The 20789-nt window shown below is 64.8% G+C and carries 17 protein-coding genes and 3 tRNA genes; 8 read left to right on the top strand and 12 right to left on the bottom strand.

Annotation, left to right across the window (positions count from 1 at the left end; all coding sequences use genetic code 11):
• Positions 1-41: 41 nt before the first annotated feature.
• The 3 genes from G7007_RS07340 to rimO all read right to left on the bottom strand — a co-directional run bounded on the left by G7007_RS07340 (position 42) and on the right by rimO (position 2678).
• On the bottom strand, positions 42-752 hold the full coding sequence (locus G7007_RS07340) for an rRNA pseudouridine synthase (RefSeq protein ID WP_181100397.1): 711 nt from the start codon (positions 750-752) through the stop codon (positions 42-44).
• A gap of 81 nt (positions 753-833) precedes the next feature.
• A complete protein-coding gene (locus G7007_RS07335; RefSeq protein WP_181100395.1) occupies positions 834-1277 on the bottom strand; it encodes a GNAT family N-acetyltransferase in 444 nt (147 codons plus the stop codon).
• A gap of 63 nt (positions 1278-1340) precedes the next feature.
• Positions 1341-2678 carry a 30S ribosomal protein S12 methylthiotransferase RimO gene (gene rimO, locus G7007_RS07330; RefSeq protein ID WP_181100393.1) on the bottom strand — a complete coding sequence of 446 codons (1338 nt, stop codon included), beginning with the start codon at positions 2676-2678 and terminating at the stop codon, positions 1341-1343.
• Between the two features lie 385 nt (positions 2679-3063).
• On the opposite strand from rimO, the gene G7007_RS07325 reads away from it, so the two are divergent.
• Complete coding sequence (locus tag G7007_RS07325) at positions 3064-4962, top strand: potassium transporter Kup (protein WP_181100391.1); 1899 nt, start codon at positions 3064-3066, stop codon at positions 4960-4962.
• A gap of 30 nt (positions 4963-4992) precedes the next feature.
• On the opposite strand, the gene G7007_RS07320 is transcribed toward G7007_RS07325, so the two are convergent.
• The 5 genes from G7007_RS07320 to G7007_RS07300 all read right to left on the bottom strand — a co-directional run bounded on the left by G7007_RS07320 (position 4993) and on the right by G7007_RS07300 (position 9663).
• Entirely contained in the window at positions 4993-6282 is a 1290-nt protein-coding gene (locus G7007_RS07320) for a virulence factor family protein (RefSeq protein WP_181100389.1), read from the bottom strand.
• Entirely contained in the window at positions 6282-8924 is a 2643-nt protein-coding gene (mprF, locus tag G7007_RS07315; RefSeq protein WP_181100387.1) for a bifunctional lysylphosphatidylglycerol flippase/synthetase MprF, read from the bottom strand. Before mprF ends, G7007_RS07320 begins: the two co-directional genes overlap by 1 nt.
• Positions 8925-9179: 255 nt before the next feature.
• A tRNA-Met gene (locus G7007_RS07310) sits at positions 9180-9256 on the bottom strand.
• 119 nt (positions 9257-9375) lie between these two features.
• Positions 9376-9452 (bottom strand) — tRNA-Met (locus G7007_RS07305).
• A gap of 134 nt (positions 9453-9586) precedes the next feature.
• Positions 9587-9663, bottom strand: a tRNA-Met gene (locus G7007_RS07300).
• A gap of 205 nt (positions 9664-9868) precedes the next feature.
• Between G7007_RS07300 and dinB the strand changes: the two genes are divergently transcribed.
• Positions 9869-10936 carry a DNA polymerase IV gene (dinB, locus tag G7007_RS07295; protein ID WP_181100385.1) on the top strand — a complete coding sequence of 356 codons (1068 nt, stop codon included), beginning with the start codon at positions 9869-9871 and terminating at the stop codon, positions 10934-10936.
• 261 nt (positions 10937-11197) lie between these two features.
• Here the strand turns inward: dinB and G7007_RS07290 are convergent, their stop codons facing one another.
• The 3 genes from G7007_RS07290 to G7007_RS07280 form a co-directional block, all read right to left on the bottom strand.
• Positions 11198-12151, bottom strand: a complete 954-nt coding sequence (locus G7007_RS07290; protein ID WP_181100377.1) for a hypothetical protein — start codon at positions 12149-12151, stop codon at positions 11198-11200.
• 22 nt (positions 12152-12173) lie between these two features.
• On the bottom strand, positions 12174-13889 hold the full coding sequence (locus G7007_RS07285; RefSeq protein ID WP_181100375.1) for a proline--tRNA ligase: 1716 nt from the start codon (positions 13887-13889) through the stop codon (positions 12174-12176).
• A gap of 150 nt (positions 13890-14039) precedes the next feature.
• Positions 14040-15314, bottom strand: coding sequence for an OprD family porin (locus G7007_RS07280; RefSeq protein WP_181100373.1), 1275 nt, complete (start codon positions 15312-15314; stop codon positions 14040-14042).
• Between the two features lie 713 nt (positions 15315-16027).
• On the opposite strand from G7007_RS07280, the gene G7007_RS07275 reads away from it, so the two are divergent.
• Together G7007_RS07275 and G7007_RS07270 are read left to right on the top strand one after the other, a co-directional pair.
• The gene (locus tag G7007_RS07275; RefSeq protein WP_181100371.1) at positions 16028-16459 is read left to right on the top strand and encodes an HIT family protein; all 432 of its coding nucleotides are present in this window, start codon (positions 16028-16030) and stop codon (positions 16457-16459) included.
• Positions 16456-16662, top strand: a complete 207-nt coding sequence (locus G7007_RS07270; protein ID WP_181100369.1) for a SlyX family protein — start codon at positions 16456-16458, stop codon at positions 16660-16662. The genes G7007_RS07275 and G7007_RS07270 overlap by 4 nt, the downstream gene beginning before the upstream one ends.
• Before the next feature lie 73 nt (positions 16663-16735).
• Here G7007_RS07270 and G7007_RS22365 read toward each other — a convergent pair whose 3' ends face one another.
• The gene (locus G7007_RS22365) at positions 16736-17326 is read right to left on the bottom strand and encodes a cold-shock protein (RefSeq protein ID WP_181100367.1); all 591 of its coding nucleotides are present in this window, start codon (positions 17324-17326) and stop codon (positions 16736-16738) included.
• Between the two features lie 268 nt (positions 17327-17594).
• Between G7007_RS22365 and G7007_RS07260 the strand changes: the two genes are divergently transcribed.
• The 4 genes from G7007_RS07260 (at position 17595) to aspS (ending at position 20758) form a co-directional block, all read left to right on the top strand.
• Positions 17595-18068 (top strand): Dps family protein, encoded by a 474-nt coding sequence (locus G7007_RS07260; RefSeq protein ID WP_181100365.1) that lies wholly within the window; start codon positions 17595-17597, stop codon positions 18066-18068.
• Positions 18069-18232: 164 nt separating this feature from the next.
• Entirely contained in the window at positions 18233-18601 is a 369-nt protein-coding gene (locus G7007_RS07255; protein WP_181100363.1) for a ribbon-helix-helix domain-containing protein, read from the top strand.
• Positions 18602-18664: 63 nt separating this feature from the next.
• A complete protein-coding gene (locus G7007_RS07250; RefSeq protein WP_181094045.1) occupies positions 18665-18886 on the top strand; it encodes an FmdB family zinc ribbon protein in 222 nt (73 codons plus the stop codon).
• A gap of 96 nt (positions 18887-18982) precedes the next feature.
• A complete protein-coding gene (gene aspS / locus G7007_RS07245) occupies positions 18983-20758 on the top strand; it encodes an aspartate--tRNA ligase (RefSeq protein WP_144936942.1) in 1776 nt (591 codons plus the stop codon).
• Positions 20759-20789 lie beyond the last annotated feature (31 nt).

Genomic DNA, 20789 nt, shown 5'->3' with positions numbered 1-20789 from the left:
AGATCCTGTTGAGGCGCCGCATCGCAGTGCGGCCTTCGAGACTAGAAACGTTCGTGGCTGCCGACGTACCGCCACTGCCCGAGCGGCAGCTTGCCCATGGGCACGCCACCCAGGCGGATACGGCGCAGGCTGACGATCTCGAGCTTCAGGGCACTGCACAGCTCGCTGATGGTGCCAGGCTGGGGCGCCTTGATCGCCAGGCGCAGGTGGGTCTCGTTCTGCCAGCTGGCCTTGGCCTTGGGCAGCTCACGGCCGTCGCGGACCAGGCCGCGTGCCAGCCGCTCCAGCGCCTGCGGCGTCGCCGACCCGCGCACTTCGATGATGTATTCCTGCTCCAGCTTGCGCAGGTCGGCCTCGATCTTGCGCTTGGTGCGCCAATCCTGGGTGAACACCTGCAGACCGCTGGCGCCAGGGGGCAGGGCGGCCACGCATTCCTGCCGGACGAAGTGACCGTGCAGCGGGCGGATGTCGCTCGGTTGCGTGGTGCCCAGGCTGGCCATGGTGATGCTGGCGCGTGCTTCTTCGAGCCACTGCCCGGCCGGCTGGTTCAGCAACAGGGTGACCGGTGCCAGAGGCTCGGCCTTGGCGCCCGGCAGCAGTTCGACGCGCTGTTGATCGATCTTGAATTGCGGCTGCTCGATGACCACGCCATCGACCGTGACCCAGCCCCCTTCGATGAACAGTTCGGCCTCGCGGCGGGAGCAGCCAAGCTGTGCGATGAGGCATTTGGAGAGACGAACGGGTTCACTCATGGTCGGTGTTTCGCAAGACAGGAAATAAGACCTGCATTGTACCTGCCCGAGGCCGTTCGATGGCCGCTATCTGCGCCGCGCCTATCGGCCGGCCAGGCGCAGGTGCAGGAGCGGGTAGGGCTGGCCCAGCCCGTCGGTCTCGGCGCGCCCCGTGATCTCGAAACCATGGCGTCGATAGAAATCCAGCGCCCGAGGATTCTGTTCGTTGACGTCCAGCGTGCGCACGCCCAGCGTCTCGATGGCATGGGTGAGCAGGCGCGTGCCGATGCCCTGGCCCTGGTGCGTCGGTGCGACGAACAGCATGTCCAGACGTTGCTGCGCGACACCGGCAAAGCCCAGGAAACGGCCTTCCTGGTCCTTGCAGGCCACCAGCGTGACGGCGGGCAGGTATTTGGGCAGCACGTGGTCGCGCAGAATCACCCGATAGTGCTCGGGCAGAAAGTCATGGGTGGCGCGGACCGAGGCTTCCCAGAGCTGCATGAGGGCTGGGTAGTCCGCCACGGTGGGCGTGTCGAGGGTGAACATGCGGTACGTCCTTGTCAGTGTGCGCAGGCCGCCCGCGCAGAGCGGCCTGGCGCGAGGACAACCTCAGATGGGTTCGGCCCACAGGTCGTACTCGTCGGCGTCGACCACACGGCACCGTACCGTGTCGCCCGGCTTGAAGCCATGGTCGCCGTCGATGAACACGCTACCGTCAATTTCCGGGGCGTCGAAGAAGCTGCGGCCGACCGACCCTTCGGTTTCCACTTCGTCGATCAACACGTCGATTTCCCGGCCGATGCGCTGCTGCAGGCGGGCCGCGCTGATGGCCTGCTGATGCGCCATGAAGCGATCCCAACGGTCCTGCTTGATGGCATCCGGCACCTCGTCCAGGCCCAGTTCTTTGGCTGGCGCGCCTTCGACCGGCGAGTACTGGAAGCAGCCGACGCGGTCCAGCTGCGCTTCGGTCAGCCAGTCCAGCAGGTACTGGAAGTCCTCTTCGGTCTCGCCCGGGAAGCCGACGATGAAGGTCGAACGGATGATCAGCTCCGGGCACTGCTCGCGCCACTGCTTGATGCGCGTCAGGGTGCGGTCTTCGAACGCCGGGCGCTTCATCGACTTGAGCACCTTGGGACTGGCGTGCTGGAACGGGATGTCCAGGTACGGCAGCAGCTTGCCGGCGGCCATCAGCGGGATCACGTCGTCGACGTTCGGGTACGGGTAGACGTAGTGCAGACGCACCCAGACGCCCAGTGTGCTCAGGGCTTCGCACAGCTCGAGCAGGCGCGTCTTGACCGGGCGACCGTTCCAGAAGTCGGTCTTGTAGCGCACGTCCACGCCGTAGGCGCTGGTGTCCTGGGAGATCACCAGGAGCTCCTTGACGCCGGCCTTGACCAGGCGCTCGGCCTCGCTCAGCACCTCGCCGACCGGACGGCTGACCAGCTTGCCGCGCATCGACGGGATGATGCAGAAGCTGCAGCTGTGGTTGCAGCCCTCGGAGATCTTCAGGTACGCGTAGTGACGCGGGGTCAGCTTGACGCCCTGGGGCGGCACCAGGTCGATCAACGGGTTGTGGTCCTGGCGTGGCGGCACCACTTCGTGCACGGCGTTGACCACCTGCTCGTATTGCTGCGGGCCGCTGACCGAAAGCACGCTCGGGTGCACGTCACGGATGTTGCCTTCCTCGACGCCCATGCAGCCGGTGACGATGACCTTGCCGTTCTCCTTGATGGCCTCGCCGATGACTTCCAGCGATTCGGCCTTGGCGCTGTCGATGAAGCCACAGGTGTTGACCACCACCACGTCGGCGTCTTCGTAGGTGGGTACGACCTCGTAGCCTTCCATGCGCAATTGCGTGAGGATGCGCTCGGAATCGACCAGCGCTTTCGGGCAACCCAGCGAGACGAATCCGACCTTCGGGATGGAAGATGCAGGCGTGGTGGACATGACTAACCTCGGTATTGAATGCAGGTCGTCCACCGGAATCGGGGACGAGCTTGACGGGCGCTTCTGGCGCCTCTGATCAAAAAGTGCGCAATTCTAGCGATCACGGGGTCGCTTGACCAGCGGAAATACGACGAGCGTGCGCGTAGGTGGCAAAAGGCGTACGGACCTTGGTCGGCAAGGGGTCGGCAGGTGTCTCGAGCGCACACCACCTCGCCTACGACAGGGTGGCTAACCGCTCTGGCAGACGTTGCGCTATGCTTCGCGCCGTTGGCTCGGTGGGTCCAGGCGGCCTCCAGCATTCGCCGCGCGTCGTGCCGATCGGGCACGGTTCGACCGGCAGCCACTCGTCATTACGGCCCTCGCAGGCCATCAGTAGGAGCAGTCGATGGTTCAGGCAAGCAGCGCTGCCGAAGGCGGACAGGGCATCACGCGTTCGGTCGGCCTGTTGGTGGCGGCGGTGGGCGTGGTCTATGGCGACATCGGCACCAGCCCGCTCTACACGCTCAAGGAAGTGTTCTCCGGTGGCTATGGCGTGGCGGTCAACCACGACGGGGTGCTGGGCATCCTGGCGCTGATCTTCTGGTCGCTGATCTGGGTGGTGTCGATCAAGTACATCCTGTTCATCCTGCGCGCCGACAACCAGGGCGAGGGTGGCACCATGGCGCTGACGGCACTGGCCCGTCGCGCCGCGGCGCCCTACCCGCGCCTGCGCATGCTGATGGTCGGGTGTGGATTGGTAGGCGCTTCGCTGTTCTATGGCGACAGCATGATCACCCCGGCCGTCTCGGTGCTCTCGGCGGTGGAGGGCATGGGGCTGGCCTTCGACGGCATCGACCATTGGGTGGTGCCGATCTCGCTGGTCGTGCTGGTGGCACTGTTCGTCGTGCAGAAGCATGGCACCGCCAAGATCGGCACCTTGTTCGGGCCGGTCATGGTGCTGTGGTTCGTGGTGCTCGGCGCGCTGGGCATCCACGGCATCCTGCAGAGCCCGGAAGTGCTCAAGGCCGTCAATCCAGCCTGGGCTGTCCGCTTCTTCGTGGTCCATCCCGGCATGGGTGTGGCGATCCTCGGTGCGGTGGTGCTGGCGCTGACCGGCGCCGAAGCGCTGTACGCCGACATGGGGCACTTCGGTCGCCAGCCGATCGCCCGCGCCTGGTTCCTGCTGGTGCTGCCGGCGCTGGTGCTCAACTACTTCGGCCAGGGCGCCTTGCTGCTGCAGAACCCGGACGCTGCGCGCAATCCGTTCTACCTGCTGGCGCCGTCCTGGGCGCTGTTGCCACTGATCGGCCTGGCGACGCTGGCGACGGTGATCGCCTCGCAGGCGGTGATCTCGGGGGCATTCTCGCTGACCCAGCAAGCGATCCAGCTGGGCTATATCCCGCGCATGCAGGTGCAGCACACCTCCAGCGCCGAGCAGGGGCAGATCTACATCGGCGCGGTGAACTGGACCCTGATGGTGGGCGTGGTGCTGCTGGTGCTGGGCTTCGAGTCGTCCGGCGCCTTGGCCGCGGCCTATGGCGTCGCGGTGACTGGTACCATGCTGATGACCACATTGCTGGTGGCGGTGGTGATGCTGTTGCTGTGGAAGTGGCCACCGCTGCTGGCGGTGCCCGTGCTGCTCGGTTTTCTGGTGGTCGACGGGCTGTTCTTCGCCGCCAACCTGCCCAAGGTGCTGCAAGGTGGCGCCTTCCCGGTGATCGCCGGGATCGTGCTGTTCGTGCTGATGAGCACCTGGAAGCGCGGGCGGCAGATTCTCGTCGAGCGCATCGACGAAGGCTCGCTCCCGCTGCCGGTGTTCATCGCCAGCATCGCCGTGCAGCCGCCGCACCGAGTGGAGGGGACTGCGGTGTTCCTGACCGCTCGCGCCAATGCCGTGCCCCACGCGTTATTGCACAACCTGCTGCATAACCAGGTGCTGCACAGCCAGGTGGTGCTGTTGACGGTGATCAGCGAGGACCGCCCGCGCGTGCCGGAGGCCGAGCGCTTCGAAGTGCTGGCCCACGGCAATGGCTTCTTCCGCGTGCTGCTGCACTATGGGTTCATGGACGAGCCTGACGTGCCGGCAGCGCTGGCGCTGTGCCAGCGGGACGACCTGGACTTCAGCCCCATGCGCACCACCTACTTCCTCAGCCGTGAAACGGTGGTGGTGTCCCGCCTGGAAGGCATGGCGCGCTGGCGCGGTACCTTGTTCGCCTTCCTGCTGAAGAACGCCAACGGTACCTTGCGCTTCTTCAAGCTGCCGTTGAACCGGGTGATCGAGCTGGGTACCCAAGTGGAGATCTGAAGCCGATCTCCACCGGCCAGCGGCCTTGGCTCAGGGCTGCCTGGCCGCGTCGGCCTTGCCCTGGCGGGCGTCGATCTCGCCGGTCAGGCGCTTGGCCAGTGCCGGATAGTTCTCGTCGAAGTGGTGTCCGCCTGGCAGCTTGACCCGTTCGCCCACGGCAGTGCTGTCGGTGCAGCCACTCTCGTCGGCTTCCTCCTCGCCATAGAGGCACACCACCTTGTCTGCTGGCAGGCGCGCCATGTCCGGGCCGGTAGGCGCTTCCTGGCCTTCCTTGCCCAGCCACCCCTCGACCTCGATCTCGAAGCTGCCGCTGCGGGCGAAGGCGAGCAGGATGATGGCGTCGACGCGCTGCTGGTCTTCGGCCGGCAAGCGGTTGTAGATCGCTGGCAGGACGTCGGCACCGAACGAATAGCCGGTCAGCACGAAGCGCTTGGTGCCCCACTTGTGGCGATAGTGCTGCATCAGCTCCACCAGGTCGGTGGCGCTCTGCTCGGGCGTCTTGTGCTGCCAGTAGTAGCGCAGGGTATCGATGCCCACCACCGGATAGCCGAGCTTGGCCATTTCCCCGGCCACATCGCGGTCCAGGTCGCGCCAGCCGCCATCCCCGGACAGGAACAGCGTGACGGTGTCGCTGGCCTGGCCGGCGGGCACCTCGACCACCGGGATGCTCAGGGCAGTGCCGTCCGGACCGACCAGGGCCTGGGTCAGCTGGTTCTTGAGCACCTGCGGCACGTGGATGTCGTAGTCGCTGATGCTGGTATCGGCATTGGACTGGTTGCGCACGAAGGCCGCGCTGGCGTCGTCCGGGTTGTCGTTCCAGGCCACGCTCCAGTGGCCGTGGGCGGCCGAAGCGGGCAGGGCCTGCGAGCAGCCTGGCTGTTCGGTCTTGAAGTCCACCGAGATTGCGTGGGCCTTATCGTCGTTCTGGCCGGCCAGCCAGCGCCAGGCCTCGCTGGCGCCCGCGCCGATACCGGCAACCAGGGTAGGGGGGGCAGACAGCGCGCCGAGGGCGTCGGTCATGGCCGTGTGCTGGGCCGTGCAGTCCGTGTCCGGCAGCACCACCTGGACCAGTTGCGCACTGGCTGCCTGGCTCAGGTCGAGCAGTTGCCGTTCGGTCAGCCCTTGGCCTGCTGGCACACCAATGGCCACGCGGGCCTTGGTCTGGCCGGCCGGGCTGACCTTGATCAGGTCGCCACCCTGGCCCAACGCCAGGTGCTCCAGCCGCGGCGCGGGCGCCGGGCGTGTCCAGAACCAGAAACCTGCCGCCGCAATGGTCACCAGCAGTACACACAGCAGAGACAGTCGAGAGCGTCGAGTCATCAGCGTTTCACCAATCCAGTCAGGCCGCCCGCGATCAGGGCGGCAGTGTCGGCCAGGGCCACCAAGGGGTCCAGTCCGGCGGGAACGGCCATGTAGCGCGGCTCCCAGTCGGGCTGGAACTTGTCCTTGAAACGGCGCAGGCCTTGGAAGTTGTACAGGTGCTCGCCGCGGCGGAACACCATCGAGCCCAGGCGTTGGGTCAGCGGCGCGCCCCGGCGCGGTTGCAGGCCGGACAGGGGCACCATCCCCAGGCTGAAGCGCTGATAGCCCTCGGCCTTGTAGTGCAGGATCAGCCCCAGCATCATGAATTCCATGGTCAGCTTCGGCGCTTCGGGGTGCGCGCGCATCAGGTCCAGGCTGGCCAGTTCCTTGCTGTGGGTTTCCAGCAGGTTGGCGAACGCCACCGGTCGGCCCTGGAAGCGAATCAGGGCGATGCGGAAGTAACGCAGGTACTCGGGGCTGAAGCGGCCCAGGGAGAAGCCTTTCTCGCGTACGTTCTTGTTGCCCAGCCAGGCATCGGAAATCACCTTGAGCTCATCCAGTGGCGCCTTGCCGGGTTCGTGGATCTCCAGGCTCAGGCCGTCGCGTCCACCTCGGTTCCAGGTGTAGCGCAGGTCTTTCATTTCCTTGCCCCTGGCGTCGAGGTCGAACGTGCACAAATCGACCCGGGCTTCTTCGCCAAGCTTGATCGCGGTCAGGCCGATGTCCATGTAGAACGGCAAGTTCTCGGCACGAACCTGGTAGAACACCGGGCGCGCATGGTGCACGTCGCACAGGTCACGGAACTGCCAGATCATTTCGGCACGCTCCTGGGGCGGGCCGATCGGATCGTACAGGGCCACCAGGCTGCGTCCGCGACGCGCGTACATCAGGAAGGCGTTGTCGCTGGGATGGAACAGCAGGGCCTTGTCGCCGGTCAGGGCCAGGCCACCGTCCGGCTGGTCGGAGGCCTGCAGGATGCGGTGGGCGCGATCGAGCTCCTGCTCGGGCGGCAGATGAATCATCGGTCGTGCCGTGCGCAGCAGCCAGGTGAGGGTGACGAACACCAGCAGCACCGCGCTGCCCAGGGCCGCGCGCAAGGCGCGTGGCGCATCGGCGTCGAGGGTGAACTGCCACCACAGTTCGCGATCGTAGGGCACGTCTTCGAAGGCGAACAGCAGCAGCCAGATCGACGCACCGATGACGCAGGCACTGGCCACCAGGTAGACCGGCGAGAAAGGCAGCTCGAGCAGGCGGCTGGGTCGGTAGAACGAACGCCGGAACACCGCCAGCAAGGCCGCGGTGACGGTCAGGATGCTGGCCTCTTCCCAGTCGAAGCCCTTGAGCAGCGAGAGCACGGCGCCTACCAGCAGCAGTACGGTGGTCAGCAGCCAGGCCGCCGACAGGCGTCGGCGCAGCCCCTGGGCCAGCAGCAGGCACAACACACCGACCAGGCTGGCGCCGAAGTGCGAGGCATCGATCAGCCGATGCGGGATCAGAAAGCCCATGTGCTCCAGGCGGGTGTCGATCTCCGGCGTGGCGCCGGAGAACAGCAGTACCACACCCGACAGGAACACCAGGATCGCCAGGACTGGCGCCGCCAGCCCCGAGGCGGCCTTGAGGGCTTGCTGGGCGAACAGCAGGCGACGCGCCTCGCTGGCCAGCAGCACGGCACAGGCGACCAACAAGGGTAGCACCACGTAGATCAGCCGGTACAGCAGCAAGGCGGCTGCCAGGGGCGCGGCACCGAGCTGGTCGGCGAAGGCCGCGAGCAGGATCGCCTCGAACACGCCGACGCCGCCGGGCACGTGGCTGAGCACGCCAGCTGCGAGTGCCAGCAGGTAGACCAGCACGAAAGCGCCGAACGGTGGGGCTTCGGGCAGCAGCAGGTAGAGCACGGTGGCGGCCGCCAACACGTCCAGGGCGGTGATCAGCAGTTGCAGTGCAGCCAGGCGTGGCGCGGGCAGGCGCAGGGTATGACGCTTGACCTGCACCAGCAGGTTATCGGCCAAGGGCTGCTCCGCCAGGCGACGACGGTACAGGCCGATGGCCAATGCCGCGCACAGCACCAGGGTGCCCGTGGCGAGCGCAGCCAGCACGCCAGTCGGCAGGCGCAGGGCTGTCGAGGCCGCCGGCAGGTCGCTCAGCAGCGCCACAGCGGCCAGGGGCGGCAGTGCGCACCCGAGCGACAAGCTGGCGAACACGGTCATCCGGGCCACTTCGCCGGCTCCCAGCCCGTGACGGGCATACAGGCGATAGCGAACCGACCCGCCCGACAGCATCGACAGCCCTACGGCGTTACCGACGGCGAAGGCGCAGAACCCGCCCATCATCCAGGTTCCGAGCGGCAGCGTGGCAGTGGCGTAGCGGCTGGCCGACCATTCGTAGCCGAGCAGGATCACGAACCCGGCCGCCGTGGCCAGCAAGGCGCCGGACAAGGACGAGGCCGGCACCTCGGTGACGGCGTCGCGCAAGGCATTCAAGTCCAGCTCGCTGAGCAGATGCCACCAGGCCAGCAGGGCAATCGCGAACAGGACCAGGGTCACTCCCAGGCCGATCGGTTGCCGGTAACGGCTGAGCCGATCCAGCCACGGCAGGCGTTGGGCAGCGGCAGGCAACGCGGCCGTGACCGGGGAGGGGGTATCGGATGCCGGCGTGTTCATGTCATACCCCACGCTGCACGGTGGAGGCAAAAGCGGAGTGCGGCCAAGTGAAAATCCCTTTGGAAAACGTGTCCTGATAGTACTCTGTGGCACAGAGGTTGGATCGATTCAGGATAGTTAAAGAATGTTCATATGGCAGGGTGGGGGCGACTGCGTGGGCGGTGCCAGGCATTGGGGCGGCGGGCGAGGATTTGCAGGGGAGCAGAAACAACAAACCCCGCACTACCGAAGTAGGCGGGGTCTGTTCTGACGATATGGTTGCGGGAGCCGGATTTGAACCGACGACCTTCGGGTTATGAGCCCGACGAGCTACCAGGCTGCTCCATCCCGCGTCAGTGGGGCGCATTCTACAGTGCGAGGCTTCGGTGTCAAGGCTTACTTGTTGATCTGCTTATAGTTTTCGGTCGGAAACGAAAAAGGCCACTGCATGGGCAGTGGCCTTTTTCCAAGATGGTTGCGGGAGCCGGATTTGAACCGACGACCTTCGGGTTATGAGCCCGACGAGCTACCAGACTGCTCCATCCCGCGTCAGAGGTGCGCACTATACAGCGTATGGCGATGATGTCAAGCGCGATCTGCCTACTCGCGCGAACAAGAGTTGAGGGTCCTGTTCGGTCAGAAACGAAAAAGGCCACTGCGTGAACAGTGGCCTTTCTCTAAGTTGGTTGCGGGAGCCGGATTTGAACCGACGACCTTCGGGTTATGAGCCCGACGAGCTACCAGGCTGCTCCATCCCGCGCCTGTGAGATGGGATTCTACGGATATTCCTTCCCCTGTCAAGCAATTGCTCGAAAAAAAGCGTTTTGGCGTCAGGGCGTTAGCGACGTTGCCGAGCTACAGCGCGTTCAGTGCCCAGGTTTCGGCGCGCCGACAGTCGTGCTGACTGCCGCCGTGCCTGACGATCAGGTACTATCTGTATGAATCTACAGTGGTGTCCATCATCCATGTCCACGCGCAAGATCATTCATATCGACTGCGACTGCTTCTACGCCGCCATCGAAATGCGTGACGATCCGCAGCTTGCGGGTCGGCCCATGGCCGTGGGTGGATCGGCCGAGCGGCGGGGCGTGATCGCCACCTGCAACTACGAGGCACGGGCCTATGGCGTGCGTTCGGCCATGTCGTCCCGGCACGCCCTGAAACTGTGCCCAGACCTGATCATCGTCAAGCCGCGCTTCGATGCCTATAAGGAGGCTTCGCGCGAGATCCAGGCCATCTTCCGCGACTACACCGACCTGATCGAACCGCTGTCGCTGGACGAGGCCTACCTCGACGTCACCGACAGCCACTGGTTCGCCGGCAGTGCCACGCGCATCGCCGAAGACATTCGCCGCCGCGTGGCGCGCACGTTGCACATCACCGTGTCGGCCGGGGTCGCCCCCAACAAGTTCCTGGCCAAGATCGCCAGTGACTGGCGTAAGCCCAATGGCCTGTTCGTCATCACGCCGGTGGAGGTGGAAGCCTTCGTCGCGCAACTGCCGGTCAATCGCCTGCACGGCGTGGGCAAGGTCACCGCCGACAAGCTGGCGCGCCTGGGCATCGTCACCTGCACCGACTTGCGCGCCTGGTCGCGGGTGGACCTGGCCCGTGAGTTCGGCAGTTTCGGCGAACGCTTGTGGGGCTTGGCCCGTGGCATCGACGAGCGAATCGTGCAGAACGACAGCCGACGTCAATCGGTCAGCGTGGAAAACACCTTCGACACCGATCTGCCGGACCTCGACGCCTGCCTGGACAAGCTGCCCGGCCTGCTGGCGACCCTCGACGAGCGCATTGGCCGCATGGATAGCAGCTATCGCCCGGGCAAACCCTTCGTCAAGGTCAAGTTCCACGACTTCAGCCAGACCACGCTGGAACAGTCGAGGGCCGGGCGCGACCTGGACAGTTACCGGCAATTGCTGGGGCAGGCCTTCGCCCGTGGCGGCAAGCCGGTCAGGTTGCTGGGGGTAGGGGTGCGCTTGCAGGATCTGCGCGGTGCGGCAGAACAGTTGGAGCTGTTTCAGGAACATTGCTGATCTGGCAGAGCGGTTCACCCTCTGTGTGGGAGCGGGCTTGCCCGCGATGCAGGCGGTGATGGATCGGACGCTATCGCGGGCAAGCCCGCTCCCACAGGAGGGCTGCGCGTGCCTGTCTCATGCCGGTGAATGATGGGTGCAATAAATGACCCTGTCTTGGGGCTTTTTCCAAAGACGTTGAAAGGTATGGGTCCAGAAGATCGATCCAGGGGCGAAGGGGTCATGCGGCAGGTGAAGGGCCAGCCGCATGGACGTTTTGCCCTAGCGGGCGCCGGGATCGGCCACCAGTCGGCCGGTCTGTTGCCGGAGCGACTGCAGGAATTCATGCTGCAATTCGGGATCGTTGCGCGTGAGCTCCACCAGGCTCTGCTCCAGGTCGCTGGCCTCTTCCTCGAGTCCCAGCTCGGCCAGGCGCTTGATCCGGCGCACCCAATGCGACACGTCATCGTCCTCCAGGTCATCGAAGATCAGCTGACGTGCCTCGGGCAGCGCATGCCGTAGCGTGTCGCTGATCAGCAACGTCGCATCGCTACGTATGCCGACGTCTTCGTCGGACGCCTGCAGGTGCAGGGTGCCGATCCGACTCAGGTCCTGTTCGGCGAACGGGCTTTCCAGCAGGTTGAGGCGAACCACGCCATTGTCGTCGGTGGTGAATTCATGGGTCAGCTTGCCTGCCTTGACCTCCAACGGGTGCTCGACCCACGGCAGGTTGGTGGACTCTTCGCGTTGCCCCTTGCGGGTTTCGCTCAGGCTGGCGAGGTTCTGCTGAGCCCGACCATTGGACTGCACGTTCATGAATGGGTTGAGGCCCGCCACGCCGTATTCCAGCCAATCGTGTGTGACGCTGTCGGGCAGCTTGCCCAAGGCGAAGACGTTGACCACATTGGCGCCCAGCCCTGCGACCACCGCCACGGCACCCAACGGGATCTCGTAGACCTCCCGCCAGGGCTGATAGGGCGTGTAGCGATCGTAGTGGCGCGTAACCTCGAACTCGGTGACCTCGAAGCGACGTCGCTCGGTCACGCGAACGCGACGTTGCGGCAGCTCCATGACCTGGGGTTCGCCCGCGTCGATCTGCAAGGTGTGCTCGAGCAGCTTTCGCTCGACCCGGTCTTCGTGCTCGCTGCGCTGGGACATCTGGTTGGCGCAACCGCTGACGAGCAGGGCGCCGCTCAAGGCGGCGCCTGCCAGGATGTGGGTGCTTCGCTTGGACATGTTCACTCGCGCAAGAGGTGGGTCAGCGGCGCACGCGCGCTTGCAGGAACGTCAGCACCTCTGCCAGCGGCAAGGGTTGGGCATCCTGCTCGGTACGGTGCTTGTATTCGACATTGCCTTCGGCCAGGCCGCGATCGGACACCACCACGCGATGGGGGATACCGATCAGTTCCATGTCGGCGAACTTGATGCCGGGGCTGGTCTTCTTGTCGCGGTCGTCCAGCAACACCTCGAAGCCGGCCGCAGTCAGCTCGGCGTACAAGGTGTCGGTCGCTTCGCGCACGGCCTCGGTTTCATAACGCAGGGGGACCAGGGCGATCTGGAAGGGCGCCAGGGTGTCGTTCCAGACGATACCCTTGTCGTCGTGGCTCTGCTCGATGGCGGCGGCCACGACGCGCGAGACACCGATCCCGTAGCAGCCCATGGACAGCACGACCGGTTTGCCGTTCTCGCCCAGGACTTGGCACTTGAGCGCCTCGCTGTACTTGGTGCCGAGCTGGAAGATGTGGCCGACTTCGATGCCGCGCTTGATGACCAGGGTGCCCTGGCCGTCCGGGCTCGGGTCGCCTTCGACCACGTTGCGCAGGTCGGCGACTTCCGGAACGGGCAGGTCACGCTCCCAGTTCACGCCGAAATAGTGCTTGTCGTCGATGTTGGCGCCGACGACGAAATCGCTCATCAGGGCGACCGAGCGATCGATCACGCATTCCAGCGGCAGGTTCAGCGGGCCGAGCGACCCGGCGCCGGCACCGATGGCCTCGCGCAGGTCGCTGTCGCTGGCCATGACCAGCGGGTCGGCGACCTGGGGCAGCTTGACCGCCTTGATTTCGTTGAGTTCATGGTCGCCACGGATCACCAGGGCGATCAGCGTGCCTTCCTCGGCGCCGCGCACGATGAGGGTCTTGACGGTCTTCTCGATCGGCGTGTCGTGCTGCTCGACCAGTTGCGCGATGGTCTTGGCGTGCGGCGTATCGATCAGGCGCAGCGCTTCGGTGGGCGCAGGGCGCACGGTCTCGCGTGGCACCGCCTCGGCCTTTTCGATGTTGGCCGCGTAATCGGAGCTGTCGCTGAAGATCACGTCGTCCTCACCGGACTGGGCCAGGACGTGGAATTCGTGGGAGTAGCTGCCACCGATCGAGCCGGTGTCGGCCTGCACGGGACGGAAGTCCAGGCCCAGACGGGTGAAGACGTTGGTGTACGCCTGGTGCATGCGGTCGTAGGTGTCCTGCAGGGACGCCTGGTCGGCATGGAAGGAGTAGGCGTCCTTCATGATGAATTCGCGGCCGCGCATCAGGCCGAAGCGCGGACGGATCTCGTCGCGGAACTTGGTCTGGATCTGGTACAGGTTCAGCGGCAGCTGCTTGTAGCTCGACAGCTCGTTGCGCGCCAGGTCGGTGATCACTTCCTCGTGGGTCGGGCCGACGCAGAAGTCACGGTCATGGCGGTCCTTCACCCGCAGCAGCTCGGGGCCATACTGTTCCCAGCGCCCCGATTCCTGCCACAGCTCGGCAGGCTGGATACTGGGCATCAGCACTTCCAGGGCACCGGCGGCGTTCATTTCTTCGCGCACCACGGTTTCGACCTTGCGCATCACGCGCAAGCCCATCGGCAACCAGGTGTAGAGGCCGGAGGCCAGCTTGCGGATCATGCCGGCGCGCAGCATGAGCTGGTGGCTGATGACCACCGCGTCGGCGGGGGTTTCTTTCTGGGTGGCGAGCAGATATTGACTGGTGCGCATGGGGAGCCGTGTCGATTGCCTGGACGTTGAAGATGACCGCACATTGTACGGGGGCGGGGCGAACGCGTACAGGATGCCCCAGGGCGGGGCGATTGTCAGCCAAGAAAAAGCCCGGCATCGCTGCCGGGCCTCGGTACGTTCGCTGAAGGCTTACAGGATGCTCAGCGGGTACTCGACGATCAGGCGCAGTTCGTCGATCGAGGACGAGCCGTAGTACACGCCGTCCGAAGAACGGTAGGTGGCCTGACGCACGCGGAAGCTCAGGTCCTTGGCAGGACCTTCTTGCAGCACGTACTTGACGTCCACGTCGCGTTCCCATTCCTTGCCGTTGTCGGTGGTGGCGGTGTTGGCGCCGGTACCGCGCACGTAACGGGTCATGAAGCTCAGGCCGGGAATGCCGTACTCGGCGAAGTTGAGGTCGTAGCGGGCCTGCCAGGAACGCTCGTCCTCGGCGTTGAAGTCCGAACGGGCCACCGAGTTGTTCAGGTACACGGTGCCGCCGCCATCGACGCCGTAGCCGTAGTCGCCGTCGCCGCTGACGCGCTGATAGGCCAGGGTGAAGGTGTGGGCGCCCAGGTTGTAGGCGCCGGACAGGCTGAAGGCCGTGTTGTCGAGCTTGGTCACGCCATCGTTGGACGCGCGCTGCAGGCCGGCGCCATCGCTCTTGGTGTCATAGATGTTGAAGTCGAACACCAGGCCTTGCTTGTCGGACAGCGGCAGGGCGAAGTTCACGTTGCCGTACACCTTGCGCCAGTAGTCCTCGACCTTGGAGTAGTAGAGGCTGGTGCTGAGGGTGTCGGTGAAGGCGTAGGTACCGCCGACGACGTTGGCCGATTTCAGGCCCAGGCTGTCATGGTAGGTCTGGTTCTGCGCGTTGACGGCGGTGAAGCGACCGGCGTGCAGGGTCAGGCCCTTGATTTCCTTGCTGGTGATGAGTGCGCCCTGGGCGACTTCCGGCAGCAGTCGGCTGTCGTCGGTGGCGAACACGGGCAGGGCGGTGATCTGGTCGCCGACCTTCAGCACGGTATCGGAGATGCGCAGCTTGACGGCGCCACCGACTTCCGAATATTCGTTCTGCGCACGGCCGTCGTCACCGTACGGGAACAGGCCGGTGCCGGCACGGCCGCGGCCGCTGTCGAGCTTGACGCCGAGCATGCCGATGGCGTCGAAGCCCACGCCAACGGTGCCTTGGGTGAAGCCGGACTCGTAGGTGCCCAGGAAGCCCAGACCCGTCTCTTCGGCACGGCTCTGTGAGCCGGCAGGCGAGTTACGGAAATCACGGCTGAAGTACAACATGCGGGTCTTGAGGGTCAGCGTGCTGTCCTCGATGAACCCCTTGGCCTCGTCCTGCGAAGAGGCGACGGCCAGTTGCGAAGTCCCCGCCGCAACGGCCAGGGCGATCATGCTCCACTTCATCACGCGCATGCATCGTGATGTGCTCCTTTGTGTGTAGAGAGGAAGAGTCTACCGCGGCCCTTTTCTTGTTATGGGTGCGGCTCTTTTCTTGTTATGCCGACGCAGCATATAGCACGCCGACCTGGTCTTGACGAGAGGTGAGATTCCACATTTCGTGTCATGCGTTACCCCTTGTCGTATCGCGTGTTTTCAAGGCACGTGCCGCCGCTCAATCGTGGATGCAGTCGTTGCGATCTCACGGAGGCGCCATGGGAGCACGGGCAAAAAAACAGACCTTTTCGACGTTCTTCCTGGGTCGCTACGGGCTGTCGTTGTCGATCTCGTGTCCCGGGTTCACCAGTGACTGCCGACTCTGGTTGAGCAAATGCAACAAGCGTGCTCAAAGCCGGTTTCTGCTGACAAAATTTTCACATTTTTTTATCGAGTCATGGACCTTGCCTGAAAACACAGGGGTTCGCGTTCGTTCATGAGGTGCGCGTACGCAAGGCCAGCGCGCGCCTCACGCTAGCGTTGTTACCGTCGGTTGGTCATTGTGCTACCTCGCGGAAGGGCGCCACGGCTGCCGTGCCTTCTTATGGTGCGAAAGGTAGCGCTGTGTTACCGATTTCGGTGCGTGCGTTTGCCTGACGTCGTGTGTGCCAGGGCTGACCAAAGCCCTGTATCCTTGCGCGCTCAGAAGGCCGCCGAGCCTTGGCCGTGTTCATTGTGCAAGGAGAGACTCCGTGTTCAGCCTCGATCCACGTCTGCAACAGGACACATTCGTCCTGGGTGATTTTCCACTCTGTCGTCTGCTGCTGAGCAACGATGCCAACTACCCCTGGTTCATCCTGGTGCCGCGGCGTGCGGACATCAGCGAGCTGTTCCAGCTCGACGCCGCCGACCAGCAGGTCCTGTGGCAGGAGACCACGCGGTTGGCGCAGTGGCTGTGCCAGGCATTTCGTGCCGACAAGATGAACGTGGCGACGCTGGGCAACGTGGTCAGCCAGTTGCACATGCATGTGGTCGTGCGACGCAAGGACGACGCCGCCTGGCCGGCTCCCGTCTGGGGCAAGGTGCCGGCACTCGCCTACGCCGCGGGGCAGGTCGAGGCCATCCGCCAGCGCCTGCGGACGGTGTTGCCCGCCGAGTGCCAGTTCGTGGAGGCCTGCGCATGAGCCTGGACACGCGCATGGTCGACCTGGAAAGCCGACAGGCCTTTCAGGACGATACCCTCCAGGCGCTCAACGATGTGGTGGTCGAACAGGCACGGATCATCGAGCGTCTGCAATTGCAGATGGCCGAGCTGCTCAGGCGCCACGAGGAATTGAGCAGTCAGTTCGGTGTCAGCGAGGAAGAGGCGCCGCCGCCCCATTATTGAGGCGTGACAGAGGGGGCGGTGGGACGAAGACAATCGCCAGGCGTTGCCCGGCGATTGCAGGAGGAACGGTCGTTCAGCGGCGAGGGACGGCGATGACGTCCTCGGCTTGCAGCCCCTTGTCCCGGTGCATGACCGAGAATTCCACCCGCTGGCCTTCCACCAGGACACGATGACCGTCACCGCGGATGGCTCGGAAGTGAACGAAGATGTCGTCACCCGAGTCTCTGGAGATGAAGCCGAAGCCCTTCGACGTATTGAACCACTTCACCGTGCCGGTATCGCGCTCGGTGCTGTCGAAGGTGGCACTGGAGGCCGAGCGCGCCGAGCGCGGAGCGCGTGCCAGGCTGGCGTAGAGATGCAGGACGACGGCCAGCAACGCGCACAGCAACGCGAGCGTGGCACCCGGCTCCGGCAGGGCGAGCAGGGCGATGGTCTGCAGGATCACCGCCGCCACCAGCAAGGTGCTGCTGAGCTGCTGGACGTGTCGACGTGCACCGGACAGGCGCGGAATGACCGGCGCCAGCGTCAGGTTGAGCAAGCCGAGCAGGCCCAGGTAGACCGCCTGAGGTTGTTGCAGCAAGGGCATGGCGTCCATGCGCAGACTGGGGATGAACGCCAGCAGCAAGGCGGCGACGCCCGTCACGAGATGAAGGATCTTGAACATGTCAATTGACTCACATTGATAAGGCCGATCACAGGAAGAGCTGGCGCCGTGGCACGCGGGAGAGAGGAAGCGAAGGTACGACGAGCCAGCCTATGCACCCGGGCATTGACGATCCGCACGGGTGGCACGCTGCCTATTTAACCGCAAAGGCAGGGGCTTCTCAAATCAGGACGTTTGCGCCGTCATGGCGCATGCGGGCACCGGCAGGTCTTGATACAGTGTGACCTGCCCATTCGATCAACACGATTTACGGTACAAGGGGAATGCAATGGCAATCGATATCGGTATCAGCGAAGAGGACCGCAAGTCCATCGTAGACGGGCTGTCGCGGCTGCTGTCGGACACCTACGTGCTCTACCTCAAGACCCACAACTTCCACTGGAACGTCACCGGGCCTTCCTTCCGTACCTTGCACCTGATGTTCGAGGAGCAGTACAACGAGCTGGCGCTGGCAGTGGACTCGATCGCCGAACGCATCCGTGCGCTGGGCTTCCCGGCGCCAGGCTCCTATGCCTTCTACGCCCGCCACTCGTCCATCAAGGAAGAAGACGGCGTGCCGCCGGCCGACGAGATGATCCGCCAGCTGGTGCAAGGGCAGGAAGCGGTCGTGCGCACGGCGCGCAGCATTTTCCCGGTGGTCGACAAGGTCAGCGACGAGCCGACCGCCGACCTGCTGACCCAGCGCATGCAGGTGCACGAGAAGACCGCCTGGATGCTGCGCGTGCTGCTCGACGGCCAGTGACAGCGTTCGGCTCGCCGAGCGTCTGACGCACATGCCCGCTCCCGAAAGGAGCGGGCATTTTCATGGCCGCAGGAAGACCTTGCCGCTGCTCTCGCATGCGTCGGCGTCGCTTCATGGGTGCCGTGCAATGACGCACGGGACCTGTGCAATCGGGAGCGACGACCATGCAAGCACTGCCGGCAACCCCCAAGCCTGCGCCGCGCCAAGGGCGCTGGCCCAGCAAGCCCTGCATCGACCCTTTCGACACCCAGTTCGACATGACCCAGGCACGGCCGGTCTCGCGCTCGGTCAGGCTCAATGGCTTCGCCACCTGCCTGCGCCTGGAGCGCGTCTACTGGCGTATCCTCGAGCGCATCGCAGCAGCCAACGACTGCTCGGTGAGCGCCGTGCTGTCCTACCTCGACCGGGAAGTGCACCTGCGCCACGGTGGGGTGAAGAATTTCAGTGGGCTGGTGCGTGTGGTGTGCGTCAACTGGCTGCTCGAGCCGCCACCGGGACTTCGCGCCGCAGGCAGGCTGCACAGCCACCCCTAACCATATATAATCCCGCTCTTTGCTCCCAGTAACACTCAGCGTTGCGGTTGACGAGAGACGTCCATGCCCCTTTACGACTATCACTGTGCCTCCTGCGATCATCGGCTGGAGGCCCTGCAGAAGATCAGCGCCGCGCCGCTGGTCGACTGCCCGGCCTGCCAGGCGCCGGCCTTGAAGAAACAACTCTCGGTGCCCGGCTTCCGCCTGGGCGGTACCGGCTGGTACGAAACCGACTTCAAGACCGGTGCCAAAAAGAACCTGGCTGGCGGCGACAAGCCCGACTGAGTTGAATTGCATCGACCGGTCTTGCAGTATCGGCCCTCAGGGCAGGCGCTCGAGGCCTCCACGACTACACGAATCACGAGAAGCGAAACCACCATCATGATGCGCAGCCACTATTGCGGCCAATTGAACGAGACCCTGGATGGTCAGGAAATTACCCTTTGCGGCTGGGTTCATCGTCGCCGCGACCACGGCGGGGTGATCTTCCTCGACATCCGTGACCGTGAGGGCATGGCCCAGGTCGTGTTCGACCCTGATCGCGCCGATACCTTCGCCGCTGCCGACCGCGTGCGCAGCGAGTACGTGGTGCAGATCACCGGCAAGGTACGTCCGCGTCCGGCCGGTGCGGTTAACCCGAACATGGCGTCCGGCGCCATCGAAGTGCTGGGTTACGAGCTCAAGGTCCTCAACGAGGCCGAGACCCCACCGTTCCCGCTCAACGAATTCTCCGACGTCGGTGAAGAGACGCGCCTGCGCTATCGCTTCATCGACCTGCGTCGTCCGGAAATGGCCGAGAAGCTGCGTCTGCGTTCGCGCATCACCAGCAGCATCCGCCGCTTCCTCGACGAAAACGGCTTCCTCGACGTCGAGACGCCGATCCTGACCCGTGCCACGCCGGAAGGCGCACGCGACTACCTGGTGCCGAGCCGTACCCACGCCGGCAGCTTCTTCGCCCTGCCGCAGTCGCCCCAGCTGTTCAAGCAGCTGCTGATGGTCGCCGGCTTCGACCGCTACTACCAGATCGCCAAGTGCTTCCGCGACGAGGACCTGCGGGCCGACCGCCAGCCGGAATTCACCCAGATCGACATCGAGACCAGCTTCCTCGACGAAAGCGAGATCATGGGCCTCACCGAAGGCATGATTCGCAAGCTGTTCAAGGAAGTGCTGGACCTGGAGTTCGGCGATTTCCCGCACATGACCTACGAAGAGGCCATGCGCCGCTACGGTTCCGACAAGCCGGACCTGCGCAACCCGCTGGAACTGATCGACGTCGCCGACCAGCTCAAGGACGTGGACTTCAAGGTCTTCGCCGGCCCGGCCAACGATCCGAAGTGCCGCGTGACCGCCCTGCGCCTGCCGGGTGGCGCGAGCATGCCGCGCAGCCGCATCGACGAGTACACCAAGTTCGTCGGCATCTACGGTGCCCGGGGTCTGGCGTACATCAAGGTCAACGAGCGCGCCAAGGGCGTCGAAGGCTTGCAGTCGCCGATCGTCAAGAACATCCCCGAGGCCAACCTGAACGTGATCCTCGATCGCGTCGGTGCGGTCGACGGCGACATCGTGTTCTTCGGCGCCGACAAGGCCAAGGTGGTCAGTGAGGCACTGGGCGCCCTGCGTATCCGCCTGGGCCACGACTTCGAGCTGCTGACCTGCGAATGGGCGCCGCTGTGGGTCGTCGACTTCCCGATGTTCGAAGAGAACGACGACGGCAGCCTGAGCGCGCTGCACCACCCGTTCACCGCGCCGAAGTGCTCGCCGCAGGAGCTGGAAGCCAACCCGGCCACCGCCCTGTCGCGCGCCTACGACATGGTGCTCAACGGCACCGAACTGGGCGGCGGTTCGATTCGTATCCACCGCAAGGAGATGCAACAGGCAGTGTTCCGTCTGCTGGGCATCGAGGCCGACGAGCAGCAGGAGAAGTTCGGCTTCCTGCTCGACGCGCTCAAGTACGGTGCACCGCCCCACGGTGGCCTGGCCTTCGGCCTGGACCGCCTGGTGATGCTGATGACCGGCGCCCAGTCGATCCGCGAAGTGATTGCCTTCCCGAAAACCCAGAGCGCCGCCGACGTCATGACCCAGGCCCCTGGCCAGGTCGATGCCAAGGCGCTGCGTGAACTGCACATCCGTCTGCGCGAGCAGGCCAAGGTCGAGTAAGTCGGTCCCAGGACGCGCCCCACCGGGCGCG

Source organism: Pseudomonas entomophila, assembly GCF_013523125.1.
GTDB lineage: Bacteria > Pseudomonadota > Gammaproteobacteria > Pseudomonadales > Pseudomonadaceae > Aquipseudomonas > Aquipseudomonas entomophila_B.
This window is presented reverse-complemented; position numbering and strand designations above follow the sequence as displayed.